General features: G+C 44.3%; 18 protein-coding genes. 5 read left to right on the forward strand and 13 right to left on the reverse strand.

What is annotated here, in order from left to right:
• Positions 1-97 precede the first annotated feature (97 nt).
• On the forward strand, positions 98-724 hold the full coding sequence (locus tag OQJ75_RS15015; protein WP_265973948.1) for an AraC family transcriptional regulator: 627 nt from the start codon (positions 98-100) through the stop codon (positions 722-724).
• A gap of 135 nt (positions 725-859) precedes the next feature.
• Here the strand turns inward: OQJ75_RS15015 and OQJ75_RS15020 are convergent, their stop codons facing one another.
• Together OQJ75_RS15020 and OQJ75_RS15025 are read right to left on the reverse strand one after the other, a co-directional pair.
• Positions 860-1,351 carry a hypothetical protein gene (locus OQJ75_RS15020; protein ID WP_265973947.1) on the reverse strand — a complete coding sequence of 164 codons (492 nt, stop codon included), beginning with the start codon at positions 1,349-1,351 and terminating at the stop codon, positions 860-862.
• 22 nt (positions 1,352-1,373) lie between these two features.
• A complete protein-coding gene (locus OQJ75_RS15025; protein ID WP_265973946.1) occupies positions 1,374-1,895 on the reverse strand; it encodes a nicotinate-nicotinamide nucleotide adenylyltransferase in 522 nt (173 codons plus the stop codon).
• A gap of 109 nt (positions 1,896-2,004) precedes the next feature.
• Between OQJ75_RS15025 and nadE the strand changes: the two genes are divergently transcribed.
• Positions 2,005-2,835 (forward strand): ammonia-dependent NAD(+) synthetase, encoded by an 831-nt coding sequence (gene nadE, locus OQJ75_RS15030; protein ID WP_265973945.1) that lies wholly within the window; start codon positions 2,005-2,007, stop codon positions 2,833-2,835.
• A 106-nt stretch (positions 2,836-2,941) separates the two neighbouring features.
• Here nadE and OQJ75_RS15035 read toward each other — a convergent pair whose 3' ends face one another.
• Positions 2,942-4,813, reverse strand: coding sequence for a hybrid-cluster NAD(P)-dependent oxidoreductase (locus tag OQJ75_RS15035; RefSeq protein ID WP_265973944.1), 1,872 nt, complete (start codon positions 4,811-4,813; stop codon positions 2,942-2,944).
• Between the two features lie 217 nt (positions 4,814-5,030).
• Between OQJ75_RS15035 and OQJ75_RS15040 the strand changes: the two genes are divergently transcribed.
• Both OQJ75_RS15040 and pyrC read left to right on the forward strand, forming a co-directional pair.
• Complete coding sequence (locus tag OQJ75_RS15040; protein ID WP_004731890.1) at positions 5,031-5,189, forward strand: YqaE/Pmp3 family membrane protein; 159 nt, start codon at positions 5,031-5,033, stop codon at positions 5,187-5,189.
• A 192-nt stretch (positions 5,190-5,381) separates the two neighbouring features.
• Positions 5,382-6,410 carry a dihydroorotase gene (pyrC, locus tag OQJ75_RS15045; RefSeq protein ID WP_108194321.1) on the forward strand — a complete coding sequence of 343 codons (1,029 nt, stop codon included), beginning with the start codon at positions 5,382-5,384 and terminating at the stop codon, positions 6,408-6,410.
• Positions 6,411-6,562: 152 nt separating this feature from the next.
• Here pyrC and OQJ75_RS15050 read toward each other — a convergent pair whose 3' ends face one another.
• Positions 6,563-7,468 carry a DUF808 domain-containing protein gene (locus OQJ75_RS15050; RefSeq protein WP_265973940.1) on the reverse strand — a complete coding sequence of 302 codons (906 nt, stop codon included), beginning with the start codon at positions 7,466-7,468 and terminating at the stop codon, positions 6,563-6,565.
• A gap of 175 nt (positions 7,469-7,643) precedes the next feature.
• Between OQJ75_RS15050 and OQJ75_RS15055 the strand changes: the two genes are divergently transcribed.
• Positions 7,644-8,570, forward strand: coding sequence for a M14 family metallocarboxypeptidase (locus tag OQJ75_RS15055; protein ID WP_265973939.1), 927 nt, complete (start codon positions 7,644-7,646; stop codon positions 8,568-8,570).
• A gap of 213 nt (positions 8,571-8,783) precedes the next feature.
• Here the strand turns inward: OQJ75_RS15055 and OQJ75_RS15060 are convergent, their stop codons facing one another.
• The 9 genes from OQJ75_RS15060 to OQJ75_RS15100 all read right to left on the reverse strand — a co-directional run bounded on the left by OQJ75_RS15060 (position 8,784) and on the right by OQJ75_RS15100 (position 18,899).
• Positions 8,784-10,391, reverse strand: coding sequence for a BCCT family transporter (locus OQJ75_RS15060; RefSeq protein ID WP_265973938.1), 1,608 nt, complete (start codon positions 10,389-10,391; stop codon positions 8,784-8,786).
• Positions 10,392-10,922: 531 nt separating this feature from the next.
• Complete coding sequence (locus OQJ75_RS15065; RefSeq protein WP_265973937.1) at positions 10,923-11,495, reverse strand: hypothetical protein; 573 nt, start codon at positions 11,493-11,495, stop codon at positions 10,923-10,925.
• Between the two features lie 235 nt (positions 11,496-11,730).
• Positions 11,731-12,651 (reverse strand): cache domain-containing protein, encoded by a 921-nt coding sequence (locus OQJ75_RS15070; RefSeq protein ID WP_016793780.1) that lies wholly within the window; start codon positions 12,649-12,651, stop codon positions 11,731-11,733.
• Between the two features lie 11 nt (positions 12,652-12,662).
• Positions 12,663-14,003: a TRAP transporter large permease gene (locus tag OQJ75_RS15075; protein ID WP_009845768.1), complete on the reverse strand. Its 1,341-nt coding sequence runs from the start codon at positions 14,001-14,003 to the stop codon at positions 12,663-12,665.
• A gap of 37 nt (positions 14,004-14,040) precedes the next feature.
• Entirely contained in the window at positions 14,041-14,583 is a 543-nt protein-coding gene (locus OQJ75_RS15080; protein ID WP_009845769.1) for a TRAP transporter small permease, read from the reverse strand.
• A 164-nt stretch (positions 14,584-14,747) separates the two neighbouring features.
• Complete coding sequence (locus OQJ75_RS15085; protein WP_010431300.1) at positions 14,748-15,749, reverse strand: TRAP transporter substrate-binding protein; 1,002 nt, start codon at positions 15,747-15,749, stop codon at positions 14,748-14,750.
• A gap of 117 nt (positions 15,750-15,866) precedes the next feature.
• The gene (locus OQJ75_RS15090) at positions 15,867-17,333 is read right to left on the reverse strand and encodes an NAD(P)/FAD-dependent oxidoreductase (protein WP_016767900.1); all 1,467 of its coding nucleotides are present in this window, start codon (positions 17,331-17,333) and stop codon (positions 15,867-15,869) included.
• A gap of 48 nt (positions 17,334-17,381) precedes the next feature.
• Positions 17,382-17,819 (reverse strand): nuclear transport factor 2 family protein, encoded by a 438-nt coding sequence (locus tag OQJ75_RS15095; RefSeq protein WP_016767899.1) that lies wholly within the window; start codon positions 17,817-17,819, stop codon positions 17,382-17,384.
• 264 nt (positions 17,820-18,083) lie between these two features.
• On the reverse strand, positions 18,084-18,899 hold the full coding sequence (locus OQJ75_RS15100; protein WP_265973936.1) for an FRG domain-containing protein: 816 nt from the start codon (positions 18,897-18,899) through the stop codon (positions 18,084-18,086).
• Positions 18,900-19,149 lie beyond the last annotated feature (250 nt).

Below are 19,149 nucleotides of genomic sequence, written 5' to 3' on the forward strand. Positions count from 1 at the left end.
GACAAGGTCAGACCAGAAACATTGAAAATCCCCTGTTATTGTTGGCATTCTTCAAGATTAACGGTAATCTTGACGCCCCAAAATTAAGGTACTATCTATGAACTTCGCTATTGAATATACATCGGCTTACTTTTCACACTTGGTGATCACACCACGCAAGAAAGTACTTAAACATAGCCTTGTATCGGTTCAAAGTGGCTTGGTTTTGATTAAGCTGGGCAAACAAGAGTATGCCGTTGAACCAGGACAAAGCGTCTGGATTCCACACGACTGCCTAACATCACTGACCTACTTTCCAAACACTCAGGTTAACCGTGTCGACTTTTCTGTTCGTTTGACGGATTCATTCCCAAGACAAGCGGGTTACATCACGCAAACTAACCTCTCTTCGGCGCTACTGGAAAAGCTAGAACAAACCAAAGCTCGCACTTCCAATGCCAATAACACGGAACAAGCGTTTAAAGATATGCTTTCGGTATTAAAGCAAGAAGTGTTGTCGTTTAAGCCACTGCTTTGTGAAAGTGCCCTGTCTCAGCGATTCAATCAATGGAACATTGATGATTCTAACCTTCCACAAGAGCACACCTTGGTGATGGTAATGCGTGAAGCGAAAAAGCGCATGCAGTCAGGTCAGAAACGAGCTGTTGTAATCGATGATTTGTTCTCAGGTAAAGAAGAAGAGTTTGAACAGCTGTGCATGCTTGTTTTTGGTGAGGATTTATAGCTTTACGATAAGTTATAGATAATATTGAAAGCAACAAGCCAGAGACTAAAAAGCCGCAAAAAATGAGTTTTTTGCGGCTTTTTTAATTCTTAGTATTTTAGACGTAGATAGTAATCTATCTGTGTATTCACCCGTCTAAAAAGGCAATTCGACCTGCATCATTAGGTCAGCGTCTCTTGAGTCATGCCAACGATAATCAAAGCGCATACGCGGCTGCCCGTCAACCTTCTCGCCAAAACCGATGCTGAGTTGAAGGCCGTGATTCATCAACCATTCTTCTGTGGACATATCGTACTGTTCATCTTCGAGGTCTTCTGGAAACCACATACCCAAACCAATATAGTTTGATTCAATGCTCTGTGTCAGCAACGGTGAGTCTTTAGTTTGAAGAACCCAATCAGACCAATAGTCGGGCGTGTTTTCGGCTTCTTCTTCACTCAATCCACTGATTTCCATCATGCGTTGGCCAAAAGACTCGATGCTCGAGGATAAATCTAAACAGCTGACGTCTTCATCAGAAGTCAGCATGATCGAATCTAAGCTAAAAAAATCACATTCAGCATACGCAGGCATACTGCATGCTGCCATGATCATCGTCGCAGGTATCGCGCACTTTAGCATAGCCATCAAATCCCTTGAATTAGTCAACCTACATTATTGTATACAGACTACTATCTTGCAATATTTTTGTAACTGACTTAGTGCTCAGTTTTGCAACATCGATCCCACTTATCAGTGCATTACGTATGTCTGTACTACGGATTTTGACTTTTTCAGGGCACGCCATTACAGACCATCGCTCGGTAATCTCATCTGATTTATAGAAAGATGAGAACTTAAAGAAGTTGTCAGGGCCAATGACAAACGTGAGTTCCGCGTCACGATGTAACTTTTGCAGTTCACTGAGCACTGCATAAGTCGTGACGCTTTCACCTGGAGTAAATAGGCTCTTTTCGATCAAAGAAAGCTCCACTTGATCCAGTGAAAGATCGCTAATAAATGCGTTAACTAACTGACATCTCGTATCAAAGTCTAGCATCTCTTTTCCCCAAGCATGGGCAATACTTGGAACAAGTAGAATTTTGTCAAAGTGAGCCAACGAATCAATCACACTTTTGTGCCCTAAGCTCGGCGGATTAAACGCACTACCGAAAATGGCTATTTTTTCCATTATTAATTACTGCCTTCTCTTTCTAAGCTTGTGCAAAGAGGTTTTTAAATCGGATGATTTAGGTATGATAACACTAGATTTTTAATTTGCTTGCAGGAAAGGAATACGAATGGAACAGTTAATTCGTGACGAAATGCGCGTACTACCTTCAATTGACCCTCACTTCGAAGTGACTCGTCGTGTGGACTTTATCAAAACGAAACTTCAGCAGTCAGGCTGCAAGTCTCTGATCCTTGGTATCAGTGGCGGTGTGGATTCGACAACTTGTGGCCGCTTAGCACAGATGGCCGTTGATAGCCTAAATGAAAGCGCTGGTAGCAACGACTACCAATTCATCGCGGTTCGCCTACCTTACGGTGAACAAAAAGATGAAGACGAAGCGCAACTTGCTCTATCTTTCATTCAGCCTTCTCAATCTGTTTCTGTAAACATTAAAGCGGGTGTTGATGGGCTTCACGCTGCATCTCACGTTGCTTTAGAAGGCACAGGCTTGCTACCAACAGATTCAGCAAAAATAGATTTTGTGAAAGGTAATGTGAAGGCTCGCGCTCGCATGATCGCACAATACGAAATTGCAGGTTACGTTGGCGGCCTTGTAATCGGTACTGACCACTCAGCGGAAAATATCACTGGTTTCTACACCAAGCACGGTGACGGCGCATGTGATTTGGCACCTTTATTTGGCCTGAACAAGCGTCAAGTTCGTGAACTAGCAGCAACTCTAGGTGCTCCAGAGCTACTGGTTAAGAAAGTACCTACCGCTGATCTAGAAGAGCTTGATCCACAGAAAGCCGACGAAGCAGCATTGAACCTTTCTTACGACCAAATCGATGATTTCCTTGAAGGTAAAGAAGTCCCTCAAGACGTGTCTGACCGCTTAGTGGGTATCTACAAAGCAACACAACACAAGCGTCAACCGATCCCAACGATCTACGATTAATTTACTGAATTAGTCTTGGAATCAAAAAGGCCGGAAGTTCATTTCAGTGAACTTCCGGCCTTTTCTATTAAATGCGCTTTTCTTTCCTGCCTTCCGGCCTAACGAGTTAGTCTACGACTTCGATATCGGTTTGAGGCACACTGCAACACGCCAGTATCTGTCCCATGTTACGTTCATGTTCTTGCAGCGCTGGTACGTCAGGTTGATGAACTTGCCCAGACTCAAGGGTCACTTTACAAGCACCACAGAAACCCGCGCGACAGCTTGATGCAATAGACACACCCGCCAACTCAGCTTGTTCTAGTAATGTTGATTGGTTATTACCTTCGAACAGGTAGCCGTTGACACTCAACTGCAGTTGCTTCACTGCCTCTTCGGTAGACTGAGCAACGCCAAACGCTTCTTGATGATAATGCTGAGGGTTAAGACCCATTTGAATCAGCAGTTTCTTGGCATTATCCATAAAACCGTCAGGGCCACACACAAACGCTTGGCGCTTGTGTAACTCATTAATTTTAGCGACATGAGACACGCTCAAACGTCCAGACAGACCATCCCACTCTTTGGTTGGTTGGCTTAATGAATAAATCACACGAAGACCCGCGTGCTCACTGGCGATCTTATCAATCTCAGCTTGATAAGGGATATCTTCTTCGCTGCTGCATTGGTGATAGAACACCACATCATCAATTTGACCGTGGTCGGCCAAGTAACGAAGCATCGACAACATTGGTGTGATACCGCTTCCCGCTGATAACAGCAGTAATGGATGTGTTGGGTTGTCTTCCAAATAGAACGCGCCATCTGGATTTTGAGCGACTAAGGTATCACCTACTTGGAAGTGATCATTTAACCAATTAGAGATTTGGCCATCATCGACACGCTTCACTGAAATTGCTAAACGACCCGCTCGTGAAGGGCTAGAAGATAACGTGTAACGACGAGAAACCTTCTCGCCATTAATCACCATCTCAATCGGTAGATGTTGCCCAGGCTGGTAACTTGGTAGTGAGTGGTTCTCTTTGGCAGGTTCTAACCAAAAGGTTGTGAAGTCACGAGCGATCTCTTCGCGTTCAACACACGTTAAATGTAACGACTCAACCCAAGTGTCTTCATAGTACTCTTTCTCTTTGGTTTCGAGCACTTCAACCACATCACCGGCTTTGACTAAACCTTCATTTTTAGCCACAAGATTCTGACCAAAGAAAACACCACCGCGTTCATTAGCTCGGAATGTAGAGAAGGTATTAAGCGGCTCTTTTGTTGCTCTAAATTCGCCACGCTCAACATCAACGGTCGTCAGGATACAACGCTCACAAGGCTTAACCGCTTCGAATTCAACCTCACCAATACGAATACGCTTCCAGCTGTCTTCAGCAAAGGCTTCGGTATTAGAAACCACGAAGTTAGTGCGGAACTGATCCATTGAATGCACTTCAGGGCTGCGACGATTAAGTTCATCTAGCGATGCTTGGCTGATCACCAACATTGGGTAGCCATCAGCGAAACTGACATTCTGGCCGAGCTTTTCACGAACACGATTGGATTGCTCACCAGAGAACAATAACTCAACGCGAACACCTAACACATCGCTGAACCAATCATCGGCTTCATCATTGGTGGTGTAAGCAGTAAAACTGTCTTTCCATACCGTTGCTGGTGCTTCTTGCATCTTGAAATTCGCATATTTTAGACGTAAAGGCTCTTTGCCTTCATAAGTGAAGATCAAACCGTCAGGTTGCAAGCTTGAAGATACCTTCACCATTTTCGGATACTTACGCGCCGTGATCATCGAGCCGTCAGCCAGTGCCAACATAAAACGTCTGTCGAAAGTAAGACCTTGTTTTTCGACCCAAGCAGAAGAGAGCGAGATGCCGCCCACTGACTTAACCGGAAATACATTAATTTGAGATAAGGAGGGCTGTTGACCTGAAGGCTCTTGCTCAAAAGCCTTTCCATTTGAAGGTAGCTGCGACATAACGATTCCAATGTTTTGTTGTTTGTCCCAATGCTAACAAATGGTTATAAATAGATAAACTGGCAAGCATTAAACACTTGATACTAAGCTAGTATCTTGAGATGTTTAGCTTTCTATCTTGATACATTAAGGCAGCAATGCAGTAACACTCTCCAGACGTTCTATAATATGAACACGATTACCGCATTGAACTTTCATTGAATAAAAAGGATTTATCATGAACAAACTCGTCATTATCATCTTATGTGTACTGCTTCCACCTGTTGGTGTGTTCTTCGCTCGCGGCGCCGGGAAAGATTTGCTGATTAATATCATTCTTACTTTCTTCTTCTGGGTTCCAGGAATGATCCATGGTCTGTGGGTAGCCACCCGCTAACCCTTATTAACAAATAGATACCGAATAAAATATCCATAAAAACAAGCTCCTAACCCTGAAGAGTTAAAAATAGGATGAAATGAAAGTGCTTTTCCACTATCATCCTGTCGCCTAAACGTAAGCGATTGCTTTCACAGATTTCGCTGAGTTTAGGCTCCAACTACATAACACTTCAAATGGTGGGAGCCTTCAATGACACAACTTACGATTACTCGTCCTGACGACTGGCACGTTCATCTACGCGATGGCGAAGTATTAAAAGATACAGTCCGCGATATCAGCCGCTACAATGGTCGAGCGTTAATCATGCCAAACACCATCCCACCGGTAACCGATACCGAAATGGCTCTTGCTTACCGTGAACGCATCATGGCAGAGCAGCCAAGTGAACAGTTCCAGCCTCTAATGGCACTTTACCTAACAGACAACACAACACCTGATGAAATTCGCAAAGCGAAAGAATCTGGCGCTGTTGTAGCAGCGAAGCTATACCCTGCTGGCGCAACGACAAACTCGGATTCAGGCGTAACTTCAGCTCAAAAGATTTACCACGTATTAGAAGCGATGCAAGAAGTGGGTATGTTGCTGCTTGTACACGGTGAAGTAACGGCTCACGATGTTGATATCTTTGACCGTGAAAAAGAGTTCCTAGACACGGTTCTAGCACCGATTGTTAACGACTTCCCTAACCTGAAGATCGTTCTAGAGCACATCACGACGGCAGATGCTGCGACTTTCGTTAAGAACGCTAACGAGAACGTAGCGGCAACCATCACAGCTCACCACTTGCTTTACAACCGTAACCACATGTTGGTTGGCGGCATTAAGCCACATTTCTACTGCCTACCTATCCTTAAGCGCAACACGCACCAGTTAGCACTTATCGAAGCGGCAACAAGCGGTAGCAAGAAGTTCTTCTTGGGTACAGACTCTGCGCCACACGCTAAAGGTGCTAAAGAGTCAGCATGTGGTTGTGCAGGTTCTTACACAGCGCACGCTGCGGTTGAACTGTACGCTGAAGTATTCGATTTAGAAGGCAAGATTGAGAACCTAGAAGCATTCGCGAGCCACAATGGTCCGGACTTCTACGGCATGCCGCGTAACTCAGACACAATCACACTCGTTAAAGAAGAGTGGAATGTTGCTGAAACAATGCCTTTCGGTTCAGACATCGTTGTGCCAATCCGTGGCGGCGAGACGATTGCTTGGTCTGTAAAATAACGCTTAGTCGGTAAATAAGCGCTTATATTGCAAAATAAGAGCGTGGTGTTAATTAAACACGACTCATTAGATTAAAAGGGGCGCCATAATGATTATGGTGCCCCTTTTTCGTTTCGTGGAGAGAGGGTTTTATTAAGACCAATAATGAGCTATTACTTACCGCGAATTTTTCCAACCACAGTCCAAACAGCAACAACGATCAATCCAGCTAAAACCCCAATCACACCATTCAACAGCGTTGGTACCACCACGGTTGCAATCGAATGTCCACTGAAGTCCATAATAATCGGTTCAATTAAGTGATGAATTGCAGGAACGTTGTGTACCACAATACCGCCGCCAACCAAGAACATGGCAGCCGTGCCGACAACCGCAAGCATCTTCATTAGCTTTGGTGCAAAGGCGACTAGCCCATTGCCCAATCTGGTTTTAATAGCACTCCCATTCGATGTGCGTTGGAGATAGAAACCTAAATCATCCAGCTTCACGATCCCTGCCACTAAGCCATAAACACCAATCGTCATCACAACCGCTATCAAACTCACCACAAGAATCTGAGTCACGATACTTGTACCCGTTACGGTACCTAGCGCAATCACAATGATTTCCGCAGATAATATGAAGTCGGTACGAATCGCGCCTGAGACCTTTCTCTTCTCATATTCCTCTATGGATTCGCCAGTACTCGTATCCTCTTCCTTCTCGTCATGTTGATGGGCATGAGGAAAGAGCTTCTCTAAGATTTTCTCCGCCCCTTCAAAACAAAGAAACAGACCACCAATCACGAGAAGTGGCATGATCAACCAAGGGATGAACGCACTGATCAATAATGCCGCCGGAACCAAAATCAGCTTATTTTTAAATGAGCCTTTTGCGACCGCCCACACCACAGGAATTTCTCTTTCAGCAGAAACACCGGATACCTGCTGAGCGTTAAGGGCTAAATCGTCACCCAATACACCCGCGGTTTTTTTAGCTGCCACCTTAGACATCAGTGCGACATCATCCAACACGGTTGCAATGTCATCTAGCAGTGTTAGTAAACTTGCTCCAGCCATTTTGTTGTCTCTTTATAAAGAATTGAACCATCGATAAAATGTAACACCATCAATTCACTCATCAAAGTTATGAGTCTGTAAAAAATAAAGTCACAAGTTGTGTTTTCTATTGCTGTCTCTGTTAGACAGGAATAATCTGTCTTAATCTTTCACGAACATAAAAGAAAAAGTATAGATGAAAAGTGAATCTACCTACCCGATTGGTAAGCCAGGGCAAAAATGGCAACAAGCAGAACGTGAAGCATGGTTAGCTCAACGAACGGTTAAGCGTGAATACCAGCAAGAAGTTGTACCAAAGATTAAAGCACTTGCAGACCGCTTCGACATCGAACAATACGGCGCACTGAGCTACGACGAAGCTCGCTTCCCACTCTTCGCTATCAAGAGCAAAAACTGGGACGAGTCAAAGCCGACGATTATGGTAACTGGTGGTGTTCACGGTTACGAAACCAGCGGTGTGCATGGCGCGATCAAATTCGCTGCGACTCAAGCAGAAAAATACACGGCGCACTTCAACATTGTTGTAGCACCTTGTGTGAGCCCTTGGGGCTACGAAGTGATCAATCGCTGGAACCCAAATGCTGTTGATCCAAATCGCTCTTTCTACGACGGTACGCCAGCAGAAGAATCAGCAAACCTACGATCTCTAGTAGCGTCTCTACCAGAAGTATTGGTTCACGTTGACCTGCATGAGACGACTGACTCTGATGAAACTGAATTCCGACCTGCACTCGCAGCTCGTGATGGTATTGAGTACATCGAAGGTATGATCCCAGACGGTTTCTACACTGTGGGTGATACTGAAAACCCACAACCAGAATTCCAAGCTGCTGTCATCGCTTCAGTTGAAAAAGTCACTCACATTGCGCCTGCGGATGACGAAGGCAAGATCATTGGTTCAGACGTCACTCAACACGGCGTGATCAACTACCCAATGAAGAAGCTTGGCTTATGTGGCGGCGTGACTGACTGTAAGTACGGTACAACCACAGAGGTTTACCCAGACAGCGACAAAGTAACAGACGAAGAGTGTAATGATGCTCAGGTTGCAGCGGTAGTCGGTGCTTTGGATTACGTAATTCAACACGAATTAAACGCGTAAGCTAATAGCTAGTTCCCTAGAACTAATCCCTAAAACTAGAAAAGAGCCACAAGTGACGATTCGCTTGTGGCTCTTTTTTTGTCTCTTTCTCTTACCTGTCATTTCTTCTCAGGCATAAAAAAGCTCCCTTGCAGTACAAGAGAGCTTTGAAATAACGCTTCCTCTGGAATAAGTCGTTAATTACCTAATGACTTACTCAACGGCTTAGTTACTTTATTTCGCTGTTTCGCTAACGTTTGCTTGTCCTTTATCTACCTCAGTAAGTAGACCTTTCAACAAGCTCACACAACCAATCAGAAGAATGATCGTAAACGGCAGTGCTGCAATAATCGTAATAGATTGAAGTGCTTGGATAGATTGAGTACCACCAATCCACAGCATCACCATTGCGATAGCACCCGAGATAACAGCCCAAACTACTTTTTGTTTCACTGGAACTTCAAGTTTACCACCAGCAGTCATGCCATCGATCACGATAGAGCCTGAGTCTAGCGTTGTTACGAAGAACACAATGATCAGTGCGACTGCGAGAACTGACAGAATGCTACCGAACGAGTATGCATCTAGCATGTAGAACAAGCTTAGAGATACGTCTGTAATGCCTTGGTCGAGGCCAAGTTGTCCCACATGGTTAATTACTTGCTCGATAGCCACGCCACCGAAGATCGACATCCAAGCCGACGTTACCAATGTTGGGATAATCAGTACGCAAAGTAGGAACTCTCGAACCGTACGACCCTTAGAAATACGCGCTACGAACATACCGAAGAAAGGTGCATACGCTACCCACCATGCCCAGTAGAACACAGTCCAGCCATGCAGCCATGTTGTGTCTTCACGACCCGCACTTTGGCTCAAAGCTACGATGTTTTTCACATAGCCCGTTGCCGCAGTCGCCACAGAATCAAGCACTGTCGTAAAGTTCAATACAGCGATAAGACCAAGGAATACGAACGCAATAACCATGTTCAGGTTACTTAGGAACTTAACACCACCGTCCATGCCACGCATAACAGAGATGATCGCCAAACCCATAATCAAAACGATAATAGATTGCTGAAGGAAGATGTTGTTTTCCAAGCCGAACACGTGACTGATACCACTTGCTGCTTGCGTACCACCTAAGCCCAATGAAGTCGCAAGACCAAACAGAGTAACCAGTACCGTTAGTACATCGATTACATCACCGGTTTTGCCCCACACACGCTCACCCAGAATTGGGTAAAACACAGAACGCATTGATAGCGGTAAGCCTTTGTTATAAACAAAGTACGCTAGACAAAGCGCCGTCATGCCATAGATAGCCCATGCATGAAAACCCCAGTGGAATACGGTTGCGCCTAGCGCTAGTTCACGACCAGCGGCTGTGAAAGGTTCTGCGTCTAATGGCGTTCCGAACCAGTTCGTGAAGAACGCAGTTGGCTCTGCAACACCCCAGAAGATAAGTCCAATACCCATACCTGCTGCGAACAACATCGCAATCCACGATGACATTGAATAGTCCGCCGTCGCGTCTTCGCCACCTAAACGGATTTTACCCAACGGTGAAAAAGCAAGAACAACAGCAAACGCTAGCATGATGTTGGCTCCCCACATAAACAGGAAGTCAAACTTTGATAGAACAGCACCCTTAATAGAATCAATTGCAGCTTTAGCATCTGCAGGAGGAAGAGCAAGAAGAGTGATGATGAAGAGAAGAGATAAGCCTACTGAGGCTACGAAGACGGTGTTATGGACATCCATGCCCCATTTACTGACGTTATCTTGACCAACTTGATAGTCAGTAGAATCGATACTGTATTTTTTTGATTTAAAACTCATAAATTATGATGTTCGCATATCCGAATCAACGAATATAAGGACGCTCTCCATATCCAACTACTACTTGATTGGCTCGCCATTTCACAAAAATAAAACGTGATAAAAACCACCGAGCAAGGTGATAAATGGACTTACTGGCTCAATCCCAGGACGCGCATAATAGCACAGCACGAAGCATTTTGACTGAGTTTTCGCTCAATAGTCACACAAACCACCGTCAATCATGATAGTTGAGGCAATAAAAACAGAATAAAATAAACAAATAAAAACCTTTAAATACAGTGTATTAAATTAAAATAACGCACCGTAAAATATCATTCAAAGTTTCTACAGATAATTTTAATAACCACCCAATTTACTTATAGCTCTAACAAAAAAGCCCCGCTATAGGGGCGGGGAAAGTTACCAAAGGTAAAAGAGAAATCGGTATCTCGATGGCGGCGCTACTTCTTACAGTGGCGCGGCATTAGTTATGCGTTCAATCACGAAGTACTGTTAGATCGTGACGCTATACAAAATCGAGAAGCGACATTAAATCGCGTAGCAAAACCCTAGGTTGTAGTCTTCGCCATTCTTCGCTGTGAACTCTTTGTCTTCGCTCGATGCATTCGGTCGACCGCTTTCATCGCCTTTCACTAAGCTCACCCAGTGACGGATTCCTGAAGAGCGGCTAGCCTCTGTTTGGCCAAACGTAGTGCACGTCTCAAGTTGGATATCTTGAATATCAACCAACTCCAAATGGCCAGTACCTTTACGAGCACCGATTGTCACTTCAACGTGTGTACCGCTTTCGTCACGGAATAATATTGCTGAAGGGTTTGACTTATCACCAGTGTAAGCCACAAAGTGTTTAGCGCGTTTTAGGCCGGTGTGCTCACCGTTTTTGAAGTAAACCTGAACATGTCGGTAATCAATCTCGTAGCTCACCACGTCTTCGTGTGAACCCGCCTCAAGAGGAAATAGAGTATCAAGCAACTGTTTCGCCATTCTCTGCTTTTCGAGTTGCTTGTCTGCTTTCACCATTTCAACGGCAAAGACAGCTTCAGCAATAAATGTTGAATGGTTTCTGTGAAGTTCTGTTTTGTCTAGTGTCAGCATATTCATAGTTTTTCCCTCTTACGGCTTTGAATTTCATGTAGGTCAAAAATCCTGATTGACCCTTTTCAAAATTGTTCTTTACTGTGTTGCTTCCATGTATTTCATACTACTTGTATTTTCTAAACAATTTCACAACAAAAATTTCACAGTGTGAATTTTACTAAATTGCTTTTTTACACAAACCGGTATTTCGAGTCCTCAGCCTTTAACTGATGGGGTTGAGGGCTCAGTAGAAACACTTTTACGTGCTGTTTGAATTAGTGTAGTAACCAACACCAACCAGCTTATTGTCGATCACTCGATAGTAAGTGTGTTTGGTTTCCACTTTTCTCGACAGCGGGTTTAACCATTGATAGGTGTAAACGCCACGACCATTTTCTTTAGCGAGATTCAGCATCTCAGTAAGAATTGGCTTATTGTCAGGGCTTAGAATTTCATTGTGTGACCGTCCGACAAGCTCAGGAGACACGCCATGAGCGAGCAGTTTCCCGGAGTTCATGTCTATCACAAACACATACAGGTCTCCTTCAACAAAGCTGCCTTCACTATTATTGAACTCGGCAATGCTGTCTTGCTCAGACTCTACCATCGCGGTCATGGCTCTTGCCAATAACCGCTTAGCTTCTGTTGCACTGGAGCGTTCTGGGTAATACCCCACGGCAACAATCACGTCACCGACACGCTCAAAGAAGGTCGTTTTAGGTTCGCCCATGCGATCAGTAGGGTTAGTCCAATGGTACTGAACTTCGCCAAACCCGTTGTGCACAGCTTTAGTGATCATTTCTCTAAAAAAAGGATTACCGTAGACGTCTTGGGTATCCAAAACACTGTCGCCCACCAACACCATTGAAGAGCCACCACTGGCAAGGAATTGACCATCAATACCAAGCGCAAATACATAGAGCTCACCGTCTATATATTCGGCGCTACTCATAAAGTCTTTTACGCTCTCATCGCCTTCTTTTTGTACATGGACAACCGCTTTAGCAAGCAGGGTTTTGGCTCTTCTTTCAGCGTCACTGACCACATGTGGCTCTGAAATTTCGAGCACATTGACTGGCTCATTTTCTTTCGCTGTTTCTGAATGTTCGGCACGTAATCCAATACCACTGATCACTGCAAATACGGCACAACCAATAAGGATAATTCTTGATATATTCATAGTGACTTCTCCTAATAGCCCACTAAGGACGGTAGCCAAAGCGTAATTTGTGGGAAGAAAGCGATAACGAACACGCCCACTACGGATGCAAGAACAAAGGGGTGGATCTTCGCGGTGATCTGCTCGACCGTGGCCCCGCCTATCCCCGAGGCGACAAAAATATTCTCACCGAGCGGAGGCGTAGCAAAACCTATCGACAACGTACACACCACCACAATACCTACGTGGGTTGGATCCGCGCCTAGCATATACATAATTGGCAACAGCACTGGCACGATAATCATGATCGCGGCTAACGTTTCCATGAACATGCCGACGAAAAGCAATAGCACAATAGTCAGTGCCCACACCATATACATATTGTCAGTGAAACCTAGTAATGACTCAGCCACCACGACCGGAATTTTTTGTTCGATTAACAAGCGACCAAATACCGTTGCAGCGAATAGAATCAGCAACACACGCCCGGTAATCCATGTGGTTGTCGATAATGATTTGATGGTGCTTTTAAACGATAACTCTCGGTGAATAAACACACCGACAAACAGCGAATAGAAAATTGCCACAACCGCTGACTCTGTTGGTGTGAACATACCGCTGTAGATACCTCCGAGAATCAAAAATGGAGCCAGTATCGACCATATGCCACGGCGTAAAGCATGTCTTACTTCGCCAAATGACCAATTCTCAGACAGCCCTTTATAGCCTTCTCGCTTGGCAATGAAGTAGTTAGTGACAACGAGTGTAGATGCCATGATGAAGCCAGGAACAACGCCTGCAACAAACAATTTAGGAATAGATAAAGAAGCAAATTGCCCGTGTTGAGCGATGGCTTCAGGCGGTGCCATTAATCCCATTGCTGAGATGCCGAAAATAACTAACGGGATGGATGGCGGAATAATGATCCCCAAGCCCCCTGATGCAGCCGTTACTGCCGATGCGTAACTCTTATCGTAATCTCGCTTAACCATTGCAGGCACCATTAGCATGCCTACCGCTGCTGTGGTTGCAGGGCCTGAACCTGAGATAGCACCAAAAAACAAACACGCCATCACGGTTGCAGCGCCAAGGCCACCCGTCACGGGTCCGGCTAAGCTCTCTGCAATATCCACCAGACGTTTGGAGATACCCGCCGCCTCCATTAATGCGCCAGCAAGAACAAAGGCTGGCAGCGCCATTAATGGGAAGTTACCCACCGAAGTGAACGCGATTTGTACTAAAGCGATGGGGTTTTTGTCGAGCAACATATAGGCCGCCATTGAAGCGCCGGCCAGTGATACTGTGATTGGTGCACCCAGAATTAACAGGGTTAAGAAACCACCAAATAAAATTAGAGTTAAATAGGATTCCATTATTACATCTCTCTATTACGGCTATTCTCTGTGACGACTACTGTGATGACTTTTGTGCCGTCATTTTGCGCAGTTCTTTGACTTCAGGATCTTCGTTCTTAGCGCCCTTAAATAAGCGCTCGTAGTTGTTCCAGATAATGCGCAGCATCATTAGAGAAAATGCGATTGGCAAAATCATATAGAAGTATTTCATTGGGATGCCTGTCGTCTGAGACTTCCAGAACAAATTCATTTTGTTGAACACGAAATCGTAGCTGAGATAAACAAAGTAGCCGTTAAACAGCAGCCATAAGAAGTCAGCAATGGTTTCACAGACGGTCTGAACAATCGGGGGGAAGAACTTGAAGTGAAAACTGACTCGGTTATGCGCCGACATCTTGGCCGCAACAACAGCCCCTAGATAGGCAAACCAAACAAACATGTAAGTAGCGACTTCATCACCCCAAGGTATTGAGTAATCGAAAAGCTGACGAGTAAGGATTTGTGTGAACAGCAATAGGACAAAGCTTGCTAGCAACAAACAACATGTATATTCCTCAATGTTGTTAAGGTGCTTTTTTATTGTTTTAGCGACTGACATATAACCTCCAATGTTGATTTCCACATGACAACCAGTCGCTCGCGGTACTAAAAAGATCAGGTACTGGACAGATCAACGAGTAAAGCCATGTAAATGCCCTACCTAACCGTTCTATCGCTAGGTGATTAAGTCGCGAAGAACAGCAGATAGGGCGAATCTAATCGTTACTTTCTACCTAGTAACTCAAGAACGTCGTCTAGCTTGTCTTTGCCTCCAATGCTTGAATAGAACTTAGGCCAAACTGACTTAGTGACTTTGCTGATCCACTCTTGCTCGTTGTCTGCAGGGTCAGTGAAGACCATGCCTTTTGCTTGCAGTTCTTCACGGATCTTGTTTTCAGTATTTTCTAAGTATGCAAAGCTGTGCTCTGTCGCTTCCTGACCCGCTTCAAGAATGATTTTTTGCATTTCAGGCGTCTGTTGTTGGAAGACTGTTTCACTGACGATTAGCGGCTCAAGAGAGAAGATATAACGAAGGTTTGTGACGTACTTTTGTACTTCATTGAACTTCATCGCATGCACAGTGATGTATGGGTTGTCTTGTCCATCAACCACACCTTGCTGCAGGCCAGTAAATGTTTCTGACCATGCCATTGGTGTTGGGTTTACGCCCCATGCTTGGTAGGAAGCAATCATGATTTCGTTACGAGGAACACGAATCACTAGTCCTTTTAGATCCGCTGGTGAAGCCACTGATTTTTTAGAGTTAGTCAGAACCCTAAAACCAGAATAAGCCCAGCCAACGATACGAACGCCAGCATCACGAATGGTGTTATCGACAAGGTCTTGACCCACTTGGCCTTGAGTTAATAGCACCGCTTCTTCTGCACTTTGAATGACATAAGGCATGGTCAATAGACCAACCGTTGGAGAGAAAGGCGTCACGTTGTTGATCGCCAATACTGAGAAGTCGAGAAGGCCGATTGCCGCGTCGTTAACGGTGTCTTGCTCGTTGCCCAATTGACCATTCGGGAACAGGTCGATTTTGACTTTGCCGTCTGTTTTTTGCTCCATCAATTCAGAAAATGAGGTCGCTAATTCCCACTGAGTACCACCAGCAGCATCTCCGATAGCCATTTTAAAATTTGCTGCTGCCGCGGTATGAGATAGCATCGCTGTTGCTACAATTGTGACGCCAGCAATAATTTTATTTTTAATCAATTTCATAGTCTTAACCTTTCATATCATACAGACTTCCTGCCTGTACTTTGCTCACAAGGTGACCTGGTACAACTTTCCTGGTCGTAGTTCTATTTCCCTATTTTGGAAACAATGTTCGAGTAGCTAAAGCACTTCATCTTTTAGCGAATACCACTGATAAAGGAACTGTTGCCCTACTCTTCGAAATGGTGCAAACATCTCAGATTCCACCACTTCCCTCACGTTGGGGAACGGAAGTTTTGATTCAAATATTGGCAAGTCAAGCTTATGACCTTCACCTGCGATCCACTGAGCGAGGCGCTTGCCTGCTTGAGCGGAGTACATCACACCATTGCCGCCATACCCTAGTGCGTAGAATATGGATTGCTTTGGATTCGGCTGATAGATTCTTGGCATCATGTCGTGGCTAACATCTACCCACCCCCACCATGAATAATCGATTTTGATCTGATCGAGAGAAGGGAATTTTCGAGTTAAATCCGCTCTCAACATGTCTTCGTATTTCTTGTCAGGTGCATTCTTGCCACTGATGGCACTGCGTGTACCGATCTGCACTCGGTTATCGGGTAACAAACGGTAGTAATGACGCAAAATTCTGGTATCAGTAATCACCTGATTAGTTTTGAAGTTACACGCAGCGATTTCGTCTTGAGTTAACGGACGCGTCACCATCGAGTTAGAAAGTACGGGTAATAAGCGATTCTTAAGCTCTGAATGCAAACCTTGGCTGGTGTATCCACCGGTACAAACACCGACAGAACGAGCCTTAACCACACCACCAGGCGTTTTCAGGTAATGCACACCGTTGCGAGTTTCCCATCCCATCACAGGGCTTGCTGGGTGAACTTTTACGCCGAGTGCTCGCGCCTTTCTTAGATAACCAAACGCCAGTTTCCCTGCATGGATGCCAATACCTTCTGGCTCATGCATTGCGCCTGCTGCTTCTTGGTCGCCGACGTAATCACGCTTTACGGTTTCCGCATCTAAGATCTGCGCATCGTAATCAAACGTGTCACGCAGCAACTTGGCTTCTTTCTCGAGTGTTGCCATCACTTTTGGACGGTGAGCAACATATAAGTGACCACCCGGCTGCGGGTCACAATCAATGTCTTTGATTAGAGACTTAAATGTGTTCATGCCATCGACGCATTCGCGGTGCATTTTTAGCGCGGTTTCTAATCCCCAGCGTTCAATCCACTGAGAACGCTTCAAACGTCCTGACGCACACTGAGCCTGACCACCATTTCGGGTACTGCAGCCCCAACTCATACGGTTAGCTTCAATCACAATCGCTTTAATGCCGTACATTTCAGCAAGGTGTATCGCAGTACTTAGGCCTGTGTAGCCTGAACCGATTATCGCCACATCGACATCCATATCCGATGTAATTGGGCCATCATCTTCAGGTGGCACGCCTGCGGTATCTACCCAATAAGTCGGGGCGTATTCCTTGCCGTGACCTGGGCTCTTGTCTTTAAGTGGGTCGTATTTTGGATCGTATCTTTCTTTTGCTTGGGTACTTTCTTGTGCTCGGGTGCTTTTCACCTTTGGTGGCACATCGGCTGCCGGTTGTTCCATTACTAAACTCATAATTCGACTCTCCTAGTCATAACACGTGAACGGGTTGTGGTTTCGTGTCTAGCTCTTGGGAGTGTTGTTAGGAGTCAAAAGAGGTCGTGTTTTACGGAAGGCATTTTTTACGCTGATTTTTCCCTCTTTCAGGGTAAACACATCAACCATACGAGCTTCGATGACGGTGCCATCAGGGTTAGTCGCAGAGAACGTTGATTCGCTTACCGCGCGGTCGCCACACACAAAGTGGACAGGGTCGCTCCAGGCTGCATCTGGAAAGTTCTGCCAAACCAATTCAAAGCTATTACGAACGGCTTCGTACCCTTCGATAGTGTTTCCAAGTTCGCCTTCTCCTGCCACGGTGTGGAAGACACAGTCTTCGGTCATAAACGACATTAGCGCTTCAATATCATGGTTATTCCATGCATCACTAAAAGACTGTAAAAAGGCGGTGTCGACTTGGTTTTCCAGCACGAATGTCGCTGCATTGGTTTGCATATTCATATTCCAGAATCCTTTATGTTTTCGTTATTGGTTTAAATTTCAGTAGCTTTGCGCCACTTTTTTATTAGAGTGTTTAAACTAGATCTGTGAAAATTTAACAACTTGATAACAAGATTCACCACTCTAACTTCGAGTTACTTTATAAACAATCTTTAAGCTCACAGATTTCATCTTTTTATAAATTAATTAGTGTTCTGATTTTATTTATCTCGTAATCACTAGATTTATATGAGGTCTAAATAAAATCATTAGAAATATTAGACTTTAGTCGAAATCAAAATCTTGATGGTACTTTCGGCCATACTGCTCAAGCTGGCGATCATGAGTATTAACTTGTAACTCGATATTACCCTCGCCTTTATTAATTGCTTGATTGCTGTCTATATGGGCTTCATTTTTCAAATCAGCCAGTTTCTCTTCAATATATTCTGTCGGTTCATTTAAAACATTCATGGAGATTAATTCCTTTATCAGGTTTACTTTCGCTGATGGAAGAATATGAACGGATACTAGACCGTTTGAATATTCTTTTTCATCGTACAAAGGCTGAATGGCATCATTGCCACCTTCCTTAAATGGGTGAATGGAATACCACTTATCTTTTCGTTGCTCTTGCTGATCACAATCAGCCACATTGAATATCTGAGTCCTATTGAGGTCACATGGTGAGTTGAAAACACTAACTTTATGATAATCAATGGCTTTAATAATATTGATACAGTCTTTACTTTGGCTATGACATACAGACCACAGCGCATTAATCAGGTTATCTGTCCATTCAAGTAAACGGGTTGGAAACCCCTGTTTCTTGGCTAAACACATCAGTAACCAATCGTTTATCTCGTGTGCACTCAACGAATGCCCACCATAAACTCTCACGGTCGAGAGAAGCTCTTGTTCGACACGGCGAATATTCTTTCGATTTGATCGGCCTAAGCTCGGCATCAAGTTATTATTTTCATAATCACACACGTTATAAATCAAATCACGATGTCCACTACACTCAGCAATGAGTGAATCGATTATTTCATACAGCTCTTCGAGTGAGCTTATATAACGTTTATTTTTCACAACATGCATACTACGATTCACTTAATTTAAATCCGGTAAAATCCAAATATCAACAACCCTATCAATCTATGATAAAAACCAACCAATAATAACGATTAACCAATAGTCAACGAGTGTCGTTATTGTATTTTTCTAAAATGACAATAAGTATATATCTTCATAAACAAGTATCAGTAATAGAACCATTCACTAAGGAGCTATGAGTTAATGGTCGATTAATAATAACGAGTAACAAATTTTATATAGCTAGAACCACTTA

The sequence above is a fragment of the Vibrio sp. 14G-20 genome (genome assembly GCF_026241515.1).
GTDB lineage: Bacteria > Pseudomonadota > Gammaproteobacteria > Enterobacterales > Vibrionaceae > Vibrio.

Coding starts and splice junctions, on each gene's coding strand:
- OQJ75_RS15015 (WP_265973948.1), top strand. CDS start 98: ATGAACTTCGCTATTGAATATACATCGGCTTACTTTTCACACTTGGTG.
- OQJ75_RS15020 (WP_265973947.1), bottom strand. CDS start 1,351: ATGGCTATGCTAAAGTGCGCGATACCTGCGACGATGATCATGGCAGCA.
- OQJ75_RS15025 (WP_265973946.1), bottom strand. CDS start 1,895: ATGGAAAAAATAGCCATTTTCGGTAGTGCGTTTAATCCGCCGAGCTTA.
- nadE (WP_265973945.1), top strand. CDS start 2,005: ATGGAACAGTTAATTCGTGACGAAATGCGCGTACTACCTTCAATTGAC.
- OQJ75_RS15035 (WP_265973944.1), bottom strand. CDS start 4,813: ATGTCGCAGCTACCTTCAAATGGAAAGGCTTTTGAGCAAGAGCCTTCA.
- OQJ75_RS15040 (WP_004731890.1), top strand. CDS start 5,031: ATGAACAAACTCGTCATTATCATCTTATGTGTACTGCTTCCACCTGTT.
- pyrC (WP_108194321.1), top strand. CDS start 5,382: ATGACACAACTTACGATTACTCGTCCTGACGACTGGCACGTTCATCTA.
- OQJ75_RS15050 (WP_265973940.1), bottom strand. CDS start 7,468: ATGGCTGGAGCAAGTTTACTAACACTGCTAGATGACATTGCAACCGTG.
- OQJ75_RS15055 (WP_265973939.1), top strand. CDS start 7,644: ATGAAAAGTGAATCTACCTACCCGATTGGTAAGCCAGGGCAAAAATGG.
- OQJ75_RS15060 (WP_265973938.1), bottom strand. CDS start 10,391: ATGAGTTTTAAATCAAAAAAATACAGTATCGATTCTACTGACTATCAA.
- OQJ75_RS15065 (WP_265973937.1), bottom strand. CDS start 11,495: ATGAATATGCTGACACTAGACAAAACAGAACTTCACAGAAACCATTCA.
- OQJ75_RS15070 (WP_016793780.1), bottom strand. CDS start 12,651: ATGAATATATCAAGAATTATCCTTATTGGTTGTGCCGTATTTGCAGTG.
- OQJ75_RS15075 (WP_009845768.1), bottom strand. CDS start 14,003: ATGGAATCCTATTTAACTCTAATTTTATTTGGTGGTTTCTTAACCCTG.
- OQJ75_RS15080 (WP_009845769.1), bottom strand. CDS start 14,583: ATGTCAGTCGCTAAAACAATAAAAAAGCACCTTAACAACATTGAGGAA.
- OQJ75_RS15085 (WP_010431300.1), bottom strand. CDS start 15,749: ATGAAATTGATTAAAAATAAAATTATTGCTGGCGTCACAATTGTAGCA.
- OQJ75_RS15090 (WP_016767900.1), bottom strand. CDS start 17,333: ATGAGTTTAGTAATGGAACAACCGGCAGCCGATGTGCCACCAAAGGTG.
- OQJ75_RS15095 (WP_016767899.1), bottom strand. CDS start 17,819: ATGAATATGCAAACCAATGCAGCGACATTCGTGCTGGAAAACCAAGTC.
- OQJ75_RS15100 (WP_265973936.1), bottom strand. CDS start 18,899: ATGCATGTTGTGAAAAATAAACGTTATATAAGCTCACTCGAAGAGCTG.